Source organism: Clostridium sp. 1001275B_160808_H3 (genome assembly GCF_015550425.1).
GTDB lineage: Bacteria > Bacillota > Clostridia > Clostridiales > Clostridiaceae > Clostridium.
The window spans coordinates 47,363-65,407 of the sequence record NZ_JADNAT010000009.1; the positions used below are offsets into that span (position 1 = coordinate 47,363).

Consider the following 18,045-nt stretch of genomic DNA (forward strand, 5'->3'; position numbering starts at 1 on the left):
GACTCCTTAAATTAAATTATATTCTTTTAAAGAATGTTTTAGTATATCTAGATTTTTATCATCCATATCGCATAATGGCAATCTAAATGTACCAACATCTTTTCCCATTAAATTTAATGCTGTTTTTACAGGGATTGGATTAGTTTCTATAAATAATTTATTTGCTATATCTAAAGTATCTAATTGAATTTGTAGAGCTTTTTTAGTGTTACCAGACAAAAATGTTGTAGCCATATCATGAACTTCTTTAGGCATTATATTGGCTAAGACAGAAATAACTCCTAAACCGCCAAGAGCCATAATAGGAACTGCTTGGTCATCATTGCCAGAGTATATATCTATACTATCTTTGCATAAAGCCTTCATTTGAGCAACTTGACTTATATTGCCACTAGCTTCTTTTATGGCAACAACATTTTTAAGTTTAGATAATTCTAATAGTTGAATAGGGGTAATATTTACTCCAGTTCTACTTGGAACATTATATAATATTATAGGGGTATCTACAGCATTATTTATCGCTTCAAAATGTTTAAGAAGTCCTTTATTGTTTGTTTTATTGTAATAAGGTGTTATAACTAAAAGTGCATCTACGCCTACACTTTGAGCATACTCACTCATTTCAACAGAGGCACTAGTGTTATTAGTACCTGTTCCGGCTATTACAGGTATTCTTTTATTTACTACATCAACTGTGAATTTTATAGCCTTTTTTCTCTCTTCATTACTCATTGTACTAGCTTCGCCAGTTGTACCACAAATTACAATAGCATCTGTTCCTTCTTCTATATGCCATTCTATTAATTCTTTAAGTTTGTCAAAGTTTACACCTGATTCTTTAAATGGCGTAATTATAGCAACAGCAGAACCTTTAAAAATTGACATTATATATCACTCCTTATTAATAATTCAGCTATTTGAACTGCATTTAAAGCAGCTCCTTTCCTAATATTATCAGCAACTACCCATAGATTTAATCCGTTATCTATACTAAAATCTCTTCTTATACGACCAATGAAAACATCATCTTTTCCAGATACCATTAAAGCAGTTGGATATTTGAGTTCGTTTATATTATCATAAACAGTAAGCCCTTTAGTGCTGTTAAACAGTTTAATTACATCATTTAACTCATAAGACTTTTCTAGTTCAACATTTATACTTTCACTATGGCTATTAAGAACAGGTACTCTGACAGCTGTAGCTGTAATTTTTAAATTACTATTATGAAGTATTTTTTTTGTTTCCTCAATCATTTTTATTTCTTCCTTCGTATATCCATTATCTAGGAAAACGTCTATATGAGGTAAGCAATTTCCTGATATTGGATAAGGGAATTTTTTAGGTGCAATACCTTTAATTCCATCTTCTAAGTCAGCTATACCTTGCATACCAGCGCCTGAAACTGCTTGGTATGTAGAATATACAATTCTTTTAATACCGTAATTATCCAATAGAACTTTTAAAGGCACCATAGCTTGTATAGTAGAACAATTAGGATTTGCTATAATACCATTGTGCCAAGTTATATCTTCAGGATTAACTTCAGGAACTACTAAAGGAACATTTTTATCCATTCTAAATGCACTAGAATTATCAATTACGATAGCACCATAAGATGCAAAAATTGGTGAAAATTTTAAACTTACATCTCCACCTGCTGAAAATAAAGCAAAATCTATTTTTTTATTTTTAATATTTTCCTCCAAAGTTTCTTCTACTATTATCTCGTTTTCTTTAAATCTTAGTTTAGTGCCTTCTGATCTTTTCGAAGCAAAAAGATATAGATTTTTTATTGGAAAGTTCCTTTCTTCTAAAATTTCTAAAAACTTTCTACCTACATTACCAGTAGCCCCAACTATTGCAACATTGTACATAAGTTTGTCCCCCTTTTTACTAATCTAGATATATATGTTCCAATAATATACATAATTCGAATTAATAGTATATAAATGATTGATACATTTGTTTTTAATAACATATCAAAATTGAAAACATATATTGTTCTATTTTTATATAAGTTACTAAGATGTAAATAGTTATTTATAACTATCTAAATGTTAATGTTTATAGTACTTTTATAAAAATATACTTACTAATACTATAGTTAAATATTTCTATAAATTCAATACTTTATTATAATATATAGAATTTTGAAGTGTATAGTGAATAATTAATTTTAATAGTATATTAGAAAAACTTTTGGAAAAAATATAAATATTATATTTATAGGGGGTATTAAAATGAGTAAAACACCATTAAAAAAAATAATAAAATCAAAAATAAAATCAAATAAAGAATTATCAGAAGCAGAAGTTTTAAGAGAAAAAATAAAGTATGAAATAGCTGATGAATTAGGTTTAAAGGATAAAGTAGATCAATATGGATGGGGAGGTTTAACAGCAGAGGAAACAGGCCGTATAGGAGGTATAATGACAAAAAGAAAGAGAATGTTAAAGATACCTACAAATGATGAAATACTAGGCAGAAAATAAAAATAATTCTAAACTATATGCAAATAACAACGTGAAAAATAAAGAATAAAATAAATGTTACTTTTATTTATGTGTTTTAACTTAAAATCAAATTTTATATAGAGAAAAAGTATATAATAAAAAGTACATAAAAATTTTTATTTTTTTGTATAGATTGACTAAAGGAAATTTTACATTTAATATAGTTTTAGAAAACTCTATAAAAAGGGGGAGGGAAATTTTTTTGACATATGGAGAGTTTGCTAAAATATATGATGAGCTAATAAATGAAGATATAAATTATGAAGAAATGTGCTTTAAGATTATTGAAATTTGTAAAGAAGAAAATATAGACTTCAATAATTATTTAGACATAGCATGTGGAACTGGAAATGTTACAGTGAAGTTAGCTAGAAATTTCAAAGAATCTTTTGCTGTAGATTTATCGGATGACATGCTTAGAGAAGCTTTTGATAAATTGAAAAAAGAAAAAATTAAATGTAAGTTAATTTGTCAAGATATGAGTGAACTAAGTCTAAATAGAAAATTTGATTTAATAACATCAGTTTTGGATTCGTCTAATTATATAATAGAAGAATCTAAATTTGTTGATTACTTAACAAGAGTAAAAGAGCATTTAAATGATAATGGTATCTTTATATTTGATATAAATTCATATTATAAGCTTTCAGAAATATTAGGTAATAATATATATACATATAGTGAAGATGAGGTATTTTATACTTGGGAAAATACCTTTGAAGATGATCTTTTGAGTATGTTTTTAACTTTTTTTGTTAAAAAAGGTGAATTGTACGAAAGATTCGAAGAAGAGCATTTAGAAAGAGCATACAAAGAAGATTTTATAGAAAATAAGCTTAAAGAATTAGATTTAAAAATAATAGGTAAATTTGATGGATATTCAAATAAAAAAGTAGAAAATCAAACAGAAAGAATAATGTACGTAGTTAAAAAATAATGGAGGAATATAAATGGATAAGATTATAAGAGCAACAGCAAAAGATGGAATGGTAAGAATTATTGCTGGAGAAACTACCGACTTAGTTAATACAGGAAGTAAAATACATGAATGTACACCAGTAGCAGCAGCTGCACTTGGTAGAATGCTTACTGCAGGAGCTCTAATGGGGACTACATTAAAATCAGAAAAGGAAGTAATGACTTTAAAAATAAATGGTGGTGGAGAAGCTAAAGGAATTACTGTAACAGCATATGAAGGAGGAAAGGTTAAAGGATTTATTGGGAATCCATATGGAAATCTTCCTTTAAATGCAAAAGGAAAATTAGATGTAGGTGGATATGTAGGTGTAAATGGTGAATTTACAGTTATTAAAGATTTAGGAATGAGAGATCCTTATGTAGGTCAAGTTCCTATATATACAGGAGAAATTGGTGAAGATTTAGCATATTACTTTACAGTTTCAGAACAAACACCATCTGCCGTAGCTTTAGGGGTTTTAGTAGATAGGGATTATTCAATAAAGGTTGCAGGAGGATTTATAATTCAAATGATGCCAAATGCTGACGATTTATTATCAGATTTAATAACATATAGATTAGAAGAAATTCCTTCAATAACTCAAATGTTACAAGAACATGGAAGTATAGATAAGGTATTAGAATATATTTTTGAAGGTATGGATTTAAAAATTTTAGAAGATGCGACACCTGAATATACTTGCAATTGTTCAAGAGAAAGAGTTGAAGCAGCTTTAATATCTATTGGAGAAAAAGAGCTTCAAGAAATATATGATGATGGAAAAGAAGAGGAAATTAAATGTAATTTTTGTAATACTGCATATAATTTTTCAAATAAAGAAATTGGTGAATTATTAGATAAGGCAAGAAAATAGAAAAACTAAAGGCTTAGATTAATCTAAGCCTTTTTAATTTGGAGGCGCCACCCAGATTTGAACTGGGGAATAAAGGTTTTGCAGACCTCTGCCTTACCACTTGGCTATAGCGCCGAGCTTTATAATTATATCTTATGTAATAACATTTATTTTGATACCAAATTAAAATAAAAAAATTAATTAGTACAAATAATAAACTAGGAGGTGAAAGTATGCAAGTGGAAATATTTGATGAAATAAATAAAATATTAATTGAAAGCGATAAACCATCTATAGAAATAGATAAACTAATGAAAAGTGAAGAATTTAAAAATAGTGACTTTAGTATAATATCTAAGCTTAAGGATATCCCTCAAGAAAAAAAGTTTCATCCTGAAGGAAATGTTTGGAACCATACTAAAATGGTAATAGATGTGGCGGCTAAGATAAAAGGGTTTTCTAGTGATAGTAGAAAATTCATGTGGGCTGCATTGTTGCATGATATTGGTAAAATACCTACAACTAAATTTATTAAAGGAAGATATAGATCTTATGAGCACGATATAGAAGGAGCAAAAATGGCATATGAACTTCTAGAAATGTATGAAGATATTAGATTCGTAGAAGATATAAGGGAAATTGTAAGATTTCATATGCATCACATTTATATATTGAAAAATTTACCTTTCTCAAATATTACTAAATTATTGGATAGTAAAAATTTTAATGATATAATTTTACTTTTTATTTGTGATAAATTAGGTAGAGGTAATCAGGAAATACATGAAAATAGGAAAAGTATAAAAGAGGTTATTACTATACTAGATATACTTGAAAAAGAAAGCAATAAAAAATATCAAGATTTAAGAAAAAACATTAGTGAAATAGAGAAAATTATATTAAGTTAGAGGCCGATTTTAAATATAATTTATTTAGCTAATACAATCTTGTATAAGCAAATTTTATTTATAATATTTTAGATTCAAAGTGCTAATTATAGTAATGCTTGAATAATTATCATTTTAGCATTACTATAATTAGAAAAATGAATTTTATATAATATTTAAAATAAATATTGTTGTAATACAAAATAATTATGTACTTAGTTAAAAAATGACAAAAAAATTAAAAACTTTATTACTTTAAGGAGGATACTTATGATGAAGTACATATCAATATCGGGAGGGGCAGGACATGGAAAAGATACTCTTGCTAATAAATTAAAAAATATACTTGAGAAAGAAGGAAGAAGAGTATTTATAATTCATTATGCTGATTACTTAAAAATGATTGCAACACAAGTATACAATTGGAACGGTTTAAAGGATGAGTATGGAAGAGATCTGCTTCAAAAATTAGGTGATAGAATGAGAGAAAGTGATGAAATGTTTTTAATAAATGAACTATTAAAAATACTTAATTTAGTTAAAAATGATTTTGATGTAGCAATTATACCAGATGCAAGATTTCCTAAAGAAATAGAATGTTTAAAATCAATAGGAAAAACTATATCAATACATATTACTAGGATGGATTATAATAGTACTTTAACAAAGGAACAAAGTAATCATAATACAGAAGTAGCTCTTAAGGATTATTCTTATGATTATAAGATTAATTCTTATACAAATAAAGAAATTGATTCAATAGATTTAATAATAAAAGATGTATTGCAGTAAAAGTATATTATATAATTTCTTAGTTTACTTTATAGCTATATAATTTTCTAATTATATAGCTATAAAAATTAAAAAATCTTATATATTTTTCTATAACTTTCTTATCTTATTTTTATCATATTCAAAACTTTACAATAAATAAAGAATTATAAATTAAATTGTTAAATTAATACTAGAAACATTTATATATATGAAACGTATTATATAAAAGGCTATAAAACAAGTAGGCTTCCTCTATCATGGAGTTTTTCATTCATCAAATAAATAGGGCTTACTCCATACTTTTTTAAAAATGATTTTACTTTATCACCATAAATATATAAATCTAAACTACCATAGAAAGCCATTAAATTTTTATTAATAAGGCCACCTACACCACCAATAAAGCCATAATCTAAACCCTCTAATATTATATCGCCTGGAGGTAATAGCAAAATATCAAAACCATGATTTTTTAATGCATTATATATTCCTATATCGCTTGTTATAAAAGCTTTATCACTTACAGGTAAGCAAGAGCATTTAGTATATCCTTGTTTAACATTAATCAAATTTTTATTGGATTGAGTTGAAAATAAATTTTTGTCAGTATATTTTAAATTATGTACAAAATGATCTTCTAATATCAATGCATTTAAAAAGACATTATCAGGGTAAGCATTTTTTAAAGAGCTTGAACTTTCTATATAATTTATATTAAAAAAATCAAGTTTTTCCTTGAAATCTTTTGATATATCTTTATGAATTATTACTTTTTTCGACTTTTTATCTAATATATTCAATTGTATGTCCACATGACCATCAATAGCTTTGTACAAATTATTACACTTTGGTATTTCTAATATTGATAAATCAAGAGATTTAAGTATTTTTTTTTCTAATTCAGTGATTCTATAATCAACAAAACAAATCATAGATAGGCTCCTAAAATTAATAATAAATATAAATTAATTATAGATTAGATATGTATCTTTGTCGATTGCTAAGAAATATTTTTTGAATATAGTTTTAAAATTTATACATACTATTACTAGGAAGGGAGTGGAATCCATGCTTGTACTAAAGCTTGTTTATAACGACGATCTAGACTTTGTAAGTGAAATTCAGGAATTAAGGACTATTCTAAAGAAAAAAGACATAAAGATTGGGATAGTAGAAAGTGTGGAACTTGATAATCATATAGTTAAAATATTATGTGATGATGATAGTTATAATAAAAGAATAAAAGATATCATAAATTTATATATAAGTAATGTGTTATACAAAATTGTTATAGAGGAATATAAAGATAAAGAAATTTTTGATTTTTTAACTGAAAATTATTTCTTTCTTAAACAAGAGGAAGTAATAGAAGTTGAAGAGGAAATTATGAAAGTATTATTAGGTGAAGAATCATTAAAGTTTGATAACTTGATTTATTGTATGAATAAAATGAATAGTATTATAGAAAAAATTAAAAATTGTTTAGAAGAAAATTCTGAAATAAATATAAATGGATTTATCAGATTTAGAATGAAAGAGTTAAGGGAAGATATAGAAAACATAATAGATAAGGTTATTGAAAGCTACATGGTAGAAAAAGAATATAGGGAATTTGTTAAATTACTAAAATATTTTGTAGATATTCAAGAAAGTAAAATAGATGAAGTAAATATATTAATCGATGAAATTGGCAATTACTCAATAAAAGATAAAAATAAAGAGGATATATTTAATGAATTTATGAAAGAATTAGTGGAGTGTAGAATAGATACAGATGCGAAGATGGAAGATATAATAATAAGTGGATTAATAACTAATGCTCCTAAAAAAGTAATAATACATGGAAAGAAAAATTGCTTAAATAAAGAATTTATAGATACTATAGAAAATGTATTTGAAGATAAGGTAAGCTATTGCACTGGGTGTTCTTTATGTATAGAAAAACAAGTTAAATTTTAAAATTATGTTGACAAGTTTTTTGACAGATAATATAATTACAAGTGTTAAGAAGAAACAAAGCCGTTTCTCACCTTACGGCAGAGCTTAGTAAGGTAGTATATTCTTATTTTAATTTATTATTTAAATTAAAGCGTGAGTATTATGAGGACGGCATATTGCTGTCTTTTTTATTTTGTCTAAATATAGTAAGTTACAAGATAAAAAAGAGGTTTAATATTTAGCATTATTAGAGATGCATAAAATGCAATTTAAAAGTGATTCTAAATAATTCGATATAATAGAGTTAATTTAAAATTACTACTTACAGTTAAGGGGTCAATAAAGATCAGAAAATTATTAAGTAAATATTTTTCTAATTGATTTATGATATTTTTTATTATTAGTTTTTATTCCCCTTAATATAGCATAATCTGAGAGGAGGATTTTATTATGCCAAAAATGAAAACGCACAGAGGTGCAGCAAAAAGATTTAAAAAAACAGGTACAGGAAAGTTAAAAAGAGCAAAAGCTTTCAAGAGTCATATCTTAACAAAGAAAAGCTCTAAGAGAAAGAGAAACTTAAGAAAAACTGCTTATGTTTCAACTACTCAAGAAAAAGCAATGAAGAAATTATTACCATATTTATAAGATAGTAGGAGGTTTGAAACATGGCAAGAGTTAAAAGAGCAGTAAATTCACGTAAAAATCATAAAAAAGTGTTAAAGCTTGCAAAAGGTTATTATGGTGGAAAGAGCAGATTATTTAAAACTGCTAATGAATCAGTAATAAGAGCTTTAAGAAATGCTTATGTTGGAAGAAGATTAAAGAAGAGAGATTTCAGAAGACTATGGATAGCAAGAATTAATGCTGCTACAAGAATGAATGGTCTTTCATATTCAAAATTCATAAATGGAATCAAGTTAGCTGGAATTGATATGAACAGAAAAATGTTATCAGAAATAGCTATAAATGATCCTAAGGCATTTGCAGATTTAGTAGAAGTAGCAAAAAGCCAACTAAACAAATAATCTATTGCGACCATAGGGTCGCATTTTTTGTAAATAAATATAAATAATATATATATAAACAGTTTATAATAATTAATATTAGAATATAAATTATAAAAATATAATATTTAATATGATTTTTATAAAGTTATGTTAATAATTTATATAAAAATAATAACTATATTTTCTTTAAATAATTTAATTTATACTATACTAATATTAATTATATGATTATTAATTTAAATATATATAGTTAGTATATCTAAGAGGTGAAGATATGCAGTTTAGTTTGAAAAAAAAATTTAGGCTAAAAGGAGTTCAAATATTAGCATTAGGATTCTTAATAGCAATTTTAATAGGTGGAATTATACTATCTCTACCTATTTCATCGAGAACAGGTGAGCCAACTAATTTTTTAGATGCTATTTTTACATCTACATCTGCAGTATGTGTAACTGGATTAATAACATTAGATACTAGTACACATTGGAGTGTTTTTGGGCAAAGTGTTATTATGACATTGATAGAAATTGGTGGGCTTGGATTTATGTCTTTTGCAGTTCTTATATCCTTGATATTAGGTAAGAAAATAACTTTAAGAGAAAGACTTGTTATGCAAGAAGCAATGAACACATATTCAATTCAAGGTCTTGTAAAAATGGTTAAGTATGTTTTAGTTTTTACTGTATCAGTCCAATTTTTTGGAGCCTTATTGTTATCAACTCAATTTGTGCCTGAATATGGTATTGCTCGAGGTATGTTTTACAGTGTTTTCCATTCAATTTCAGCCTTTTGTAATGCAGGATTTGATTTGCTTGGAACAAGCCTTGTAGGGTATTCAAGTAATAGCGTAGTGATTTTAGTAATAAGTGCGCTAATAATAATTGGAGGATTAGGCTTTACAGTTCTTTTAGAAATATATGAATTTAAAGGGATTAAGAAATTGTCACTTCACTCTAAATTAGTACTAATAACTACGGCAATATTAGTATTCGGTGGAGCAATCTTAATGTTTATATTTGAATATAATAACGTTGAAACAATAGCAAATATGAATATTAAAGATAAACTATTAAATTCATTTTTTGCATCTGTTAGCCCGAGAACTGCAGGATTTAATAGTGTATCAACTAGTGGTATGACTTTAGCAAGTAAATTCTTAACTATAATATTAATGTTTATTGGAGGGTCTCCTGGATCAACTGCAGGTGGTTTGAAGACAGTAACTTTCGGTATATTAGTATTAACTGTTATATGTGTAATAAAAGGAAGAGAAGATACTGAAGTGTTTGGACGAAGATTTACAAAAGAAATCGTATATAAGTCATTTACATTATTATTTATAGGAGTATCTTTAGTAATATTTGCAACAATGATTTTATCTTATACTGAAGTTGGCTCTAGCTTTATAGACTTGTTGTATGAGACAACATCTGCATTTGGAACTGTAGGTTTAACATTAGGTCTTACTCCTAACCTAAGTTCTATAGGTAAAATTTTAATTATGCTTATGATGTATTTTGGAAGAGTTGGTCCTCTTACTGTAATGCTTGCATTAACAAGAAAACGTAAAAAATCTGGTTATAAATATCCAGAAGGAAAAATTTTGATTGGTTAGGAGATGAATTCAATTGTCTAACAAACAATTTGTAATTATAGGACTTGGAAGATTTGGGTCTTCAATAGCAAAAACCTTATATTCTTTAGGTAATGATGTGTTAGCAATAGATAGAGATGAAGATATAGTACAGGAAATAGCTGATAGTGTTACACATGCTGTACAGCTAGATGCAACAGATGAAAATGCTTTAAGAGCATTAGGAATAAGAAATTTTGATGTAGCAGTAGTTACTATAGGTGATAATATTCAATCAAGTATTATGGCTACGTTATTAGTAAAAGAATTAGGAGTTAAATATATTATAGCTAAAGGGCATAGCGATTTACATGCAAAAGTTCTTTATAAGATAGGAGCAGATAGAGTTGTACTACCAGAAAAAGATATGGGAGTAAGAGTTGCTCATAATTTAGTTTCTGCAAATATATTAGATTATATTGAACTTTCAGAAGATTACAGCGTTATGGAAATTCAAGCTTTAGATGAATGGTCAGGCAAAACTCTAAATGAATTAAGACTTAGAAGTAAATATGGAATAAACGTTATGGCAATTAAAAGAGGTGATGATGTTAATTTATCACCATCAGCAGAAGATATAGTTGAAGATAATGACGTAATTGTTGCTATAGGATCAGCAGAAGATCTAAATAGATTAGAAGGTATGATAGCTAAATCAAATTAACGAGGTGTAAATTTTGATTTATATAGAAAGTAAGGATAATAATTTTTTTAAGTCTACAAAAAAACTTAAGGAAAGAAGATTTAGACAAAAAGAAGGTAAATTTATTTTAGAAGGATTTAGATTAATAGAAGAAGCTGTGAAAGCTAATATGGAAGTAGAATATATAGTTTTATCTCAGGGTGATGAGGAAAAATTTAATAGTAGCAGTTTAAAAGAAACTATTAATGGTAATAATATATATGTTTTTTCAAATAATTTATTTTCACAAATATCTTCTACAGAGCATCCTCAAGGAATTGTAGCTGTTGTTAAAAATAAAGAAATGTCTATTGATTTAAAAGGTAAGTTTTTCTTGGTATGTGATAAGGTTCAAGATCCTGGCAATTTGGGCACTATAATAAGAACTGGTCATGCAGCTGGAGTAGATGGAATAATACTTACAAAAGGAACTGTAGATATTTATAATGATAAAACAATAAGATCTACTATGGGATCTATATTTTATGTTCCAATTTTTTATGATAATGAAGATTTTAGTATTATTAAAGAACTTAAATATAGTGGAGTTTCATTAGTAACAACATCTCTTGAGGAATCTAAAAACTTTTTTGAAGAAGATTTAAGTGGAAAGATTATGTTAGCTGTAGGTAATGAAGGTAATGGAATAAGCAATGAACTTTTTGAACTTGCAAATAAAAAAGTTAAAATTCCAATGCCAGGTGGAGCGGAATCTTTAAATGTAGCAGTAGCAACATCCATAATTTTATTTGAAAAAGTAAGACAAAATTTAATATAGAAATAAATAGAAACTTTCTATTGAAATTAATAAAGTTTATTTGTATAATAAATTATAAATTAAATATAAAAAGACTGTGAATGAGAAAGTAGATATAAAGGACTTTGCAGGGAGAAATAGTCTAAGACTGGAAGCTATTTTAAAGAAATTTATATTGAAGTTCCCTCAGGAGTCCTAGAAGTGAAATTAACAGTAGTTTCTAGCGGTTTTATCCGTTATTTAAATTTGAGTTGGGTTATAAAATTACAAAATTTTATAACCAATTAGGGTGGTAACGCGGCACTTCGTCCCTTTTATATAGGGGACGGAGTTTTTTTATTTTAATCAAAAAGGAGGAACAAATATGCAAGAAAAGTTAATGGCTATTAAAGAAAATGCATTTAATGAATTAACAAATGTCAACACTAGCTCAGAATTAGAAGAAATAAGAGTAAAATATTTGGGTAAAAAAGGAGAGCTAACTACTATATTAAGAGGAATGGGATCATTATCTCAAGAAGAAAGACCAATAGTAGGAAAGCTTGTAAATGTAGTAAAAAAAGAAGTTGAAGATAGAATTGAAGAAATATCAAGAGGAATTAAGGAAAAAGAAAAAAATGCTAAATTAGCATCTGAAGTTATAGATATATCTCTTCCAGGAAAAAAGAACTTAATTGGTAAGAGACATCCATTAGATTTAACTCTAGAAAGTATGAAGAGTATCTTTATATCAATGGGTTTTACAGTAGAAGAAGGACCAGAAGTAGAATTAGATCATTATAATTTTGAAGCCTTAAATATTCCAAAGGATCACCCAGCAAGAAGTGAGCAAGATACTTTTTATATAAATGATAATTTAGTATTAAGAACACAAACTTCACCAGTTCAAATTAGAGTTATGGAAAATCAAGCTCCACCAATAAAAATGATAGCGCCAGGTAAAGTATATAGATCAGATGCAGTTGATGCAACTCACTCACCTATATTCTATCAAATGGAAGGATTAGTTATTGATAAGGGAGTTACATTTGCAGATTTAAAAGGAACTCTAGAGCTTTTTGCAAAGAAGATGTTTGGAGATAAGGTTAAAACTAAATTTAGACCTCACCACTTCCCATTTACAGAACCTTCAGCAGAAATGGATGCAACTTGCTTCGTATGTGAAGGTAAAGGATGTAGAGTTTGTAAAGGAAGTGGATGGATAGAACTTTTAGGTTGTGGAATGGTTCATCCACAAGTATTAAGAAATTGTGGTATAGACCCAGAAGTTTATAGCGGATTTGCCTTCGGATTTGGCGTTGATAGAATGGTTATGCTTAAATATGGAATAGATGACATCAGACTATTATACGAAAGTGATATGAGATTTTTAAATCAATTTTAATTAGAGGAGGTAAAAAAAGATGAAAGTACCATTTAATTGGTTAAAAGATTATGTTGAAGTGAATATAGATGCAAAAGAGCTTGGAGATAGATTAACATTAACAGGTTCAGCAGTAGAAGAAGTTATTACTCAAGGGGATGTAATTAAAAATGTAGTTACTGGAAAAATCGTTGAGATAACTACACATCCAGATGCTGATAAATTAAAGGTGTGCCAAGTTGATATTGGAGCAGATGAAAAGATTCAAATTGTTACAGCTGCAACAAATATGAAGGAAGATGACGTAGTACCAGTTGCACTTCATAAATCAATTTTAGCAGATGGAACAGAAATTAAGAAAGGTAAACTTAGAGGGGTAGTGTCTAATGGTATGTTCTGTTCAGAAGAAGAACTTGGAATAGCTGGCGATGAACCAGTTCATGGTTTAATGATTTTACCTAAAGATGCACCGCTAGGGATGGATATTAAAAAATATTTAGGTCTTAACAAATCTATATTAGATTTTGAAATAACTTCAAATAGACCAGATTGCTTAAGTATAGTTGGGATGGCAAGAGAAACTGCAGCAACTCTTTCTACATCTTATAAAATGCCAAATTTCAACTATGAAGTAAAGAATTCTGAAAATATTAATGATAAATTAAAAGTTGAAGTTAAAGATTCTTTATGTAGAAGATACATGGCAAGAGGAGTTAAAAATGTTAAGGTTATGCCTTCACCAGGTTGGATGCAAGAAAGACTATTAGAAGCTGGGGTTAGACCTATAAACAATATAGTTGATATAACTAATTTTGTAATGTTAGAACTTGGGGAACCAATGCATGCTTTTGATGCAAGAGAAATTCAAAGTGGAAAAATAGTTGTAGAAAGAGCTAAAGATGGAGAAACTTTCGTTACTTTAGATGAAACTGAAAGAAACTTAGATTCTAGCTTCTTATGCATAAAAGATGGAGATAAAACTATAGCTTTAGCAGGAATAATGGGTGGATTAAATTCAGAAATTAAAGAAGATACAACTGAAGTTATTTTTGAATGTGCAAACTTTGATGGAACTAATATAAGAGTTAACTCTAAAAAACTTAACTTAAGAACTGAAAGTTCATCAAGATTTGAAAAAGATATAGATCCAAATCTTGCAAGTCTTGCAATAGATAGAGCTTGTGCTTTAATCTGCGAGCTTGGATGTGGTGAAGTAATGGAAGGAACTATTGATGTATATACTCAAAAGAAAGAAGAAGGAAATATTACAGTAGATTCTAACTGGATAAATAAATTTTTAGGAACAGAAATAGCAAAAGAAGATATGAAAAAATATCTTGATTCTTTAGATTTAAAAACAGAAGTTGTAAATGATGATTTAGTTATAAATATACCAACATTTAGAATTGATATAGCAATTAAAGAAGATATAGCTGAAGAAGTTGCAAGAATATATGGATATGATAAGATTCCAACTACAATATTTAAGGTATCTACTGAAAGAGAGCCTAAATATAAAAATGAAATATTAACTGAAGAAGTTATAAATACTATGATAGGAAGTGGATTAAATCAATCTATAAGCTATTCTTTTGTATCACCTAAAGTTTTTGATAAAATCAATTTACCAGAAAATAGTGAGCTAAGAAATGTTGTAAAGATTAAAAATCCACTTGGCGAAGATTATTCTGTAATGAGAACAACTACTATTCATTCAATGATGGAATCTTTAGGAAGAAACTATTCAAGAAATAATGAATATGCTAGATTATTTGAGGTTGGTAAGATATATATACCAAATGAAGATGAAACTGTTCTTCCAACTGAAAAGAATATATTAACAATTGGTATGTATGGAAACTGCGATTATTTAGATTTAAAGGGAGTTGTAGAAAATATTGTTGAAGCTTTAGGTTTAAATAAAGTAACATTTGCTCGTGAAGCTGAAAATCCTAGCTATCACCCAGGTAAAACTGCTGCTTTAATGATTGGTAAATCAAAAGTAGGGGTATTAGGTGAAGTTCACCCTGACGTTTCAGAAAACTATGGCGTTGATGTTAATTGCTATTTAGCTGAATTAGATTTAGATTTATTATTTAATAGTGCTGAAACAACTAAGAAATATAAGCCACTTCCAAAGTTCCCAGCAGTTACAAGAGATATAGCTTTATTAGTAAATGATGAAGTATTAGTGCAAGAAATAGAAGATACTATTAAAAAAGCTGGTGGAAACTTAGTTGAAAAAGTAAAATTATTTGATATTTACAAAGGAACTCAAATACCAGAAGGTAAAAAGAGTATAGCTTATGCAATTGCATATAGAGATGAGAAAAAGACGCTTACAGATAATGATGTTAATAAAGTTCATGATAAAATATTAAGAAGTCTTGAGTATAAATTAGGTGCTACTTTAAGATAATGTATAAATTTATTTATATAATAAATAAATTTATATAAGAAGATTAATAAGCTGTATTATAAGAAAAATTCTTAAAATACAGCTTTATTATTTTTATATAATTATACAATAAACATTTAATTACTAAAATTTTATTTAAATAATTAATATCCAATATATAGTTGCTATTTGGAAACATACATAAAAGGAAATAAACCATTTTATTTAAACAAAAAATATATCTTAACTATTCATTATATTATTACTTGAATTTTGTATATTATAAGTTGAAATATTTATATATAATATATTTTTTACAGTATAAAATTTGTGATAAAATAAAACATATTTATATTTATGTAAAGGAGAAAAATATGAATTATTTAATTAATGTATTAAAAGGAATGGTTATAGGAGTATCAAATGTTATTCCAGGAGTAAGTGGTGGAACTATGGCTGTTGTAATGGGGATTTACGATAAAATAATATATTCTGTTAATAACTTCTTTAAAGATATAAAGAAAAATATGTTATTTTTAGCCTCTCTTGGTATTGGAGCTGTAGTAGGAATATTATTATTTACTAATTTAATTGATTATTTACTTAAAAGTTATAATGAACAAACTAACTTTTTCTTTATTGGATTAATATTAGGTACAGCACCATTATTATTAAAAAAAGCAACAGAAACAAAAGTAAGTGGTGGAAATTGGATAGGATTAGTAATAGGATTTATAATTGTTGCTGGACTAGGGTTATTAGAAAAAATAAATCCTGATGCCGCATTTTTAAGCTCAATATTTAAGCCTAATGCAATAGGATTCTTTGTAGCTGGATTTATTGCAGCTGCAACAATGATATTACCTGGAATAAGTGGTTCATTTATATTATTATTAATAGGTTTGTATGAACCGATAATAGAAATAGTAAAAAACTTTGATATCGTAAATATGGCTATTGTTGGAGTAGGAGTTGTTGGTGGATTTTTATTAATGACTAAACTTATAGAAAAAATATTTAATAAGTATCCTCAAACTGCTTACTGCATAATTTTTGGGTTAGTAGTAGGTTCAGTATTTGTAATTTATCCAGGTTTTACATTTGGGTTAATGGGGATAGTATCTATTATTTCCTTAATAGTAGGATTTGTTATTGCTTATGTTATAGGAAGAAGTGAAATATAAATAACAAAGGATATTTTAGGTTTTTATATTATTAAGTCTAAAATATCTTTTTATTTTTAAAATAACTCTTTCAGTTAAGCAAACATAGTAATCAATTGTATATTTTTAGTTAAATTTAAATCTTTATTGCAACATATATACATTCTTTGGAATATTTATGTTAAAATTAAATTAGGTATATTATTATGTTAACGAGGTGTATTATGAATACTGTAACTATAAAGATAAATGGGATTGAATACAATCTAAAGGGAAGAGAAAATGAAGAATACTTATTAGAAGTAGCAAGATATGTAGATGGAAAAGTGAAAGATATTATGGCAAACAATAGAAAGCTAAGTTCTACAGCAGCCGCTACTCTTGTTGCGTTAAATATAGCAGACGAACTATTTAAAGCAGATATAGAAATAGAAGGACTAATGAAGAAAAATACTTCTTTAGATGAAAGAAACTTGACACTGAAGGAGAGAATAAAAGAAATTAGAGAAGAGGTTGAGGGGATAGAATTTAATAGCTCAAGAGAAATTGATAAACTAAATCAAATAATAGATGAATTAAATAAAAAGCTTCTAGAGGCAGAAGAAATAAAAACCAAAGTTACACTTCTTGAAAATGAAAATGAAGAAAATAATCTTTTAAGAGAAAAAATATCAAAATTAGAGGAAGAAATAAGTGCTAAAGAAGTAGAGATAAATGAAAAAGATTCTTTAAAATTAGAAATAGATTCTTTAAAAGATGAAAATTTAAGTTTAAGAGAAGAAGTAGAGAACTGCTATAAAGAGTTAGATAACTTAAAAGAAACTAATGGATTATTAAAGAATAATGAGGTTGGCTATAAAGAAAAGTTTATTAAGCTTAACGAAGAGTGCAAGATAATGGAAGATGATTTTAAAAAGACAAAAGCAGAAAAAGATTTGTTAAAGCAAAGAAATAAAGAAATAAAATTCCAACTACAAAATTCAAAATATAAAGTTTTAGATTTAGAAAAAAAATTGATTGATATACAAGTAAAGCTAGCCTGTGAAAAAAAGCAAAAAAATGTCTTACTTAAAGATGTTTAATTATAATGTATATGATGTTTTAAACAGCTTG

At 26.9% G+C, this 18,045-nt stretch carries 18 protein-coding genes, 1 tRNA gene and 2 other annotated features; of the genes, 15 read left to right on the forward strand and 4 right to left on the reverse strand.

Features of this window, described 5'->3' with window-relative positions:
• Positions 1-6: 6 nt before the first annotated feature.
• Both dapA and I2A75_RS08305 read right to left on the reverse strand, forming a co-directional pair.
• Complete coding sequence (dapA, locus tag I2A75_RS08300) at positions 7-885, reverse strand: 4-hydroxy-tetrahydrodipicolinate synthase (RefSeq protein ID WP_195264009.1); 879 nt, start codon at positions 883-885, stop codon at positions 7-9.
• Positions 885-1,877, reverse strand: a complete 993-nt coding sequence (locus I2A75_RS08305) for an aspartate-semialdehyde dehydrogenase (protein WP_195264010.1) — start codon at positions 1,875-1,877, stop codon at positions 885-887. Before I2A75_RS08305 ends, dapA begins: the two co-directional genes overlap by 1 nt.
• A 366-nt stretch (positions 1,878-2,243) precedes the next feature.
• Between I2A75_RS08305 and I2A75_RS08310 the strand changes: the two genes are divergently transcribed.
• The 3 genes from I2A75_RS08310 (at position 2,244) to hslO (ending at position 4,348) form a co-directional block, all read left to right on the forward strand.
• On the forward strand, positions 2,244-2,495 hold the full coding sequence (locus I2A75_RS08310) for a small, acid-soluble spore protein, alpha/beta type (RefSeq protein WP_195264011.1): 252 nt from the start codon (positions 2,244-2,246) through the stop codon (positions 2,493-2,495).
• Between the two features lie 223 nt (positions 2,496-2,718).
• Positions 2,719-3,453, forward strand: coding sequence for a class I SAM-dependent methyltransferase (locus tag I2A75_RS08315; protein WP_195264012.1), 735 nt, complete (start codon positions 2,719-2,721; stop codon positions 3,451-3,453).
• A 13-nt stretch (positions 3,454-3,466) separates the two neighbouring features.
• Positions 3,467-4,348: an Hsp33 family molecular chaperone HslO gene (gene hslO / locus I2A75_RS08320; RefSeq protein WP_195264013.1), complete on the forward strand. Its 882-nt coding sequence runs from the start codon at positions 3,467-3,469 to the stop codon at positions 4,346-4,348.
• A gap of 39 nt (positions 4,349-4,387) precedes the next feature.
• Here the strand turns inward: hslO and I2A75_RS08325 are convergent.
• Positions 4,388-4,462 (reverse strand) — tRNA-Cys (locus I2A75_RS08325).
• A 98-nt stretch (positions 4,463-4,560) separates the two neighbouring features.
• Between I2A75_RS08325 and I2A75_RS08330 the strand changes: the two genes are divergently transcribed.
• Positions 4,561-5,235 (forward strand): HD domain-containing protein, encoded by a 675-nt coding sequence (locus tag I2A75_RS08330; protein ID WP_195264014.1) that lies wholly within the window; start codon positions 4,561-4,563, stop codon positions 5,233-5,235.
• Between the two features lie 249 nt (positions 5,236-5,484).
• Complete coding sequence (locus I2A75_RS08335) at positions 5,485-6,006, forward strand: hypothetical protein (protein ID WP_243242093.1); 522 nt, start codon at positions 5,485-5,487, stop codon at positions 6,004-6,006.
• A gap of 212 nt (positions 6,007-6,218) precedes the next feature.
• Here the strand turns inward: I2A75_RS08335 and I2A75_RS08340 are convergent, their stop codons facing one another.
• Entirely contained in the window at positions 6,219-6,920 is a 702-nt protein-coding gene (locus I2A75_RS08340; protein WP_195264015.1) for a DUF6873 family GME fold protein, read from the reverse strand.
• Positions 6,921-7,056: 136 nt separating this feature from the next.
• Here I2A75_RS08340 and ytxC point away from each other — a divergent pair, with 136 nt between their 5' ends.
• From ytxC to zapA, 10 genes are all read left to right on the forward strand, one after another.
• Entirely contained in the window at positions 7,057-7,947 is an 891-nt protein-coding gene (gene ytxC, locus I2A75_RS08345; RefSeq protein WP_195264016.1) for a putative sporulation protein YtxC, read from the forward strand.
• Positions 7,948-7,987: 40 nt separating this feature from the next.
• Positions 7,988-8,123 (forward strand) — a sequence feature (ribosomal protein L20 leader region).
• 253 nt (positions 8,124-8,376) lie between these two features.
• Positions 8,377-8,574 carry a 50S ribosomal protein L35 gene (rpmI, locus tag I2A75_RS08350; protein WP_008679235.1) on the forward strand — a complete coding sequence of 66 codons (198 nt, stop codon included), beginning with the start codon at positions 8,377-8,379 and terminating at the stop codon, positions 8,572-8,574.
• Positions 8,575-8,594: 20 nt separating this feature from the next.
• Positions 8,595-8,954, forward strand: coding sequence for a 50S ribosomal protein L20 (gene rplT / locus I2A75_RS08355; RefSeq protein WP_008679234.1), 360 nt, complete (start codon positions 8,595-8,597; stop codon positions 8,952-8,954).
• Positions 8,955-9,210: 256 nt separating this feature from the next.
• Complete coding sequence (locus I2A75_RS08360; protein WP_195264017.1) at positions 9,211-10,551, forward strand: TrkH family potassium uptake protein; 1,341 nt, start codon at positions 9,211-9,213, stop codon at positions 10,549-10,551.
• 13 nt (positions 10,552-10,564) lie between these two features.
• On the forward strand, positions 10,565-11,233 hold the full coding sequence (locus tag I2A75_RS08365; RefSeq protein ID WP_195264018.1) for a TrkA family potassium uptake protein: 669 nt from the start codon (positions 10,565-10,567) through the stop codon (positions 11,231-11,233).
• A gap of 13 nt (positions 11,234-11,246) precedes the next feature.
• Positions 11,247-12,029, forward strand: coding sequence for an RNA methyltransferase (locus tag I2A75_RS08370; protein ID WP_195264019.1), 783 nt, complete (start codon positions 11,247-11,249; stop codon positions 12,027-12,029).
• Between the two features lie 67 nt (positions 12,030-12,096).
• Positions 12,097-12,324: a binding site (T-box leader), on the forward strand.
• Positions 12,325-12,372: 48 nt separating this feature from the next.
• On the forward strand, positions 12,373-13,392 hold the full coding sequence (gene pheS / locus I2A75_RS08375; protein ID WP_195264020.1) for a phenylalanine--tRNA ligase subunit alpha: 1,020 nt from the start codon (positions 12,373-12,375) through the stop codon (positions 13,390-13,392).
• 19 nt (positions 13,393-13,411) lie between these two features.
• Complete coding sequence (pheT, locus tag I2A75_RS08380; RefSeq protein WP_195264021.1) at positions 13,412-15,790, forward strand: phenylalanine--tRNA ligase subunit beta; 2,379 nt, start codon at positions 13,412-13,414, stop codon at positions 15,788-15,790.
• Between the two features lie 353 nt (positions 15,791-16,143).
• Entirely contained in the window at positions 16,144-16,953 is an 810-nt protein-coding gene (locus I2A75_RS08385) for a DUF368 domain-containing protein (RefSeq protein WP_195264022.1), read from the forward strand.
• A gap of 203 nt (positions 16,954-17,156) precedes the next feature.
• Complete coding sequence (gene zapA, locus I2A75_RS08390) at positions 17,157-18,014, forward strand: cell division protein ZapA (protein ID WP_195264023.1); 858 nt, start codon at positions 17,157-17,159, stop codon at positions 18,012-18,014.
• Positions 18,015-18,045: the final 31 nt, after the last annotated feature.

Bases quoted from the DNA above. Each gene is read 5' to 3' on its own strand.
- dapA (WP_195264009.1), bottom strand. From the start codon at position 885: ATGTCAATTTTTAAAGGTTCTGCTGTTGCTATAATTACGCCATTTAAA.
- I2A75_RS08305 (WP_195264010.1), bottom strand. From the start codon at position 1,877: ATGTACAATGTTGCAATAGTTGGGGCTACTGGTAATGTAGGTAGAAAG.
- I2A75_RS08310 (WP_195264011.1), top strand. From the start codon at position 2,244: ATGAGTAAAACACCATTAAAAAAAATAATAAAATCAAAAATAAAATCA.
- hslO (WP_195264013.1), top strand. From the start codon at position 3,467: ATGGATAAGATTATAAGAGCAACAGCAAAAGATGGAATGGTAAGAATT.
- I2A75_RS08330 (WP_195264014.1), top strand. From the start codon at position 4,561: ATGCAAGTGGAAATATTTGATGAAATAAATAAAATATTAATTGAAAGC.
- I2A75_RS08335 (WP_243242093.1), top strand. From the start codon at position 5,485: ATGATGAAGTACATATCAATATCGGGAGGGGCAGGACATGGAAAAGAT.
- I2A75_RS08340 (WP_195264015.1), bottom strand. From the start codon at position 6,920: ATGATTTGTTTTGTTGATTATAGAATCACTGAATTAGAAAAAAAAATA.
- ytxC (WP_195264016.1), top strand. From the start codon at position 7,057: ATGCTTGTACTAAAGCTTGTTTATAACGACGATCTAGACTTTGTAAGT.
- rpmI (WP_008679235.1), top strand. From the start codon at position 8,377: ATGCCAAAAATGAAAACGCACAGAGGTGCAGCAAAAAGATTTAAAAAA.
- rplT (WP_008679234.1), top strand. From the start codon at position 8,595: ATGGCAAGAGTTAAAAGAGCAGTAAATTCACGTAAAAATCATAAAAAA.
- I2A75_RS08360 (WP_195264017.1), top strand. From the start codon at position 9,211: ATGCAGTTTAGTTTGAAAAAAAAATTTAGGCTAAAAGGAGTTCAAATA.
- pheS (WP_195264020.1), top strand. From the start codon at position 12,373: ATGCAAGAAAAGTTAATGGCTATTAAAGAAAATGCATTTAATGAATTA.
- pheT (WP_195264021.1), top strand. From the start codon at position 13,412: ATGAAAGTACCATTTAATTGGTTAAAAGATTATGTTGAAGTGAATATA.
- I2A75_RS08385 (WP_195264022.1), top strand. From the start codon at position 16,144: ATGAATTATTTAATTAATGTATTAAAAGGAATGGTTATAGGAGTATCA.
- zapA (WP_195264023.1), top strand. From the start codon at position 17,157: ATGAATACTGTAACTATAAAGATAAATGGGATTGAATACAATCTAAAG.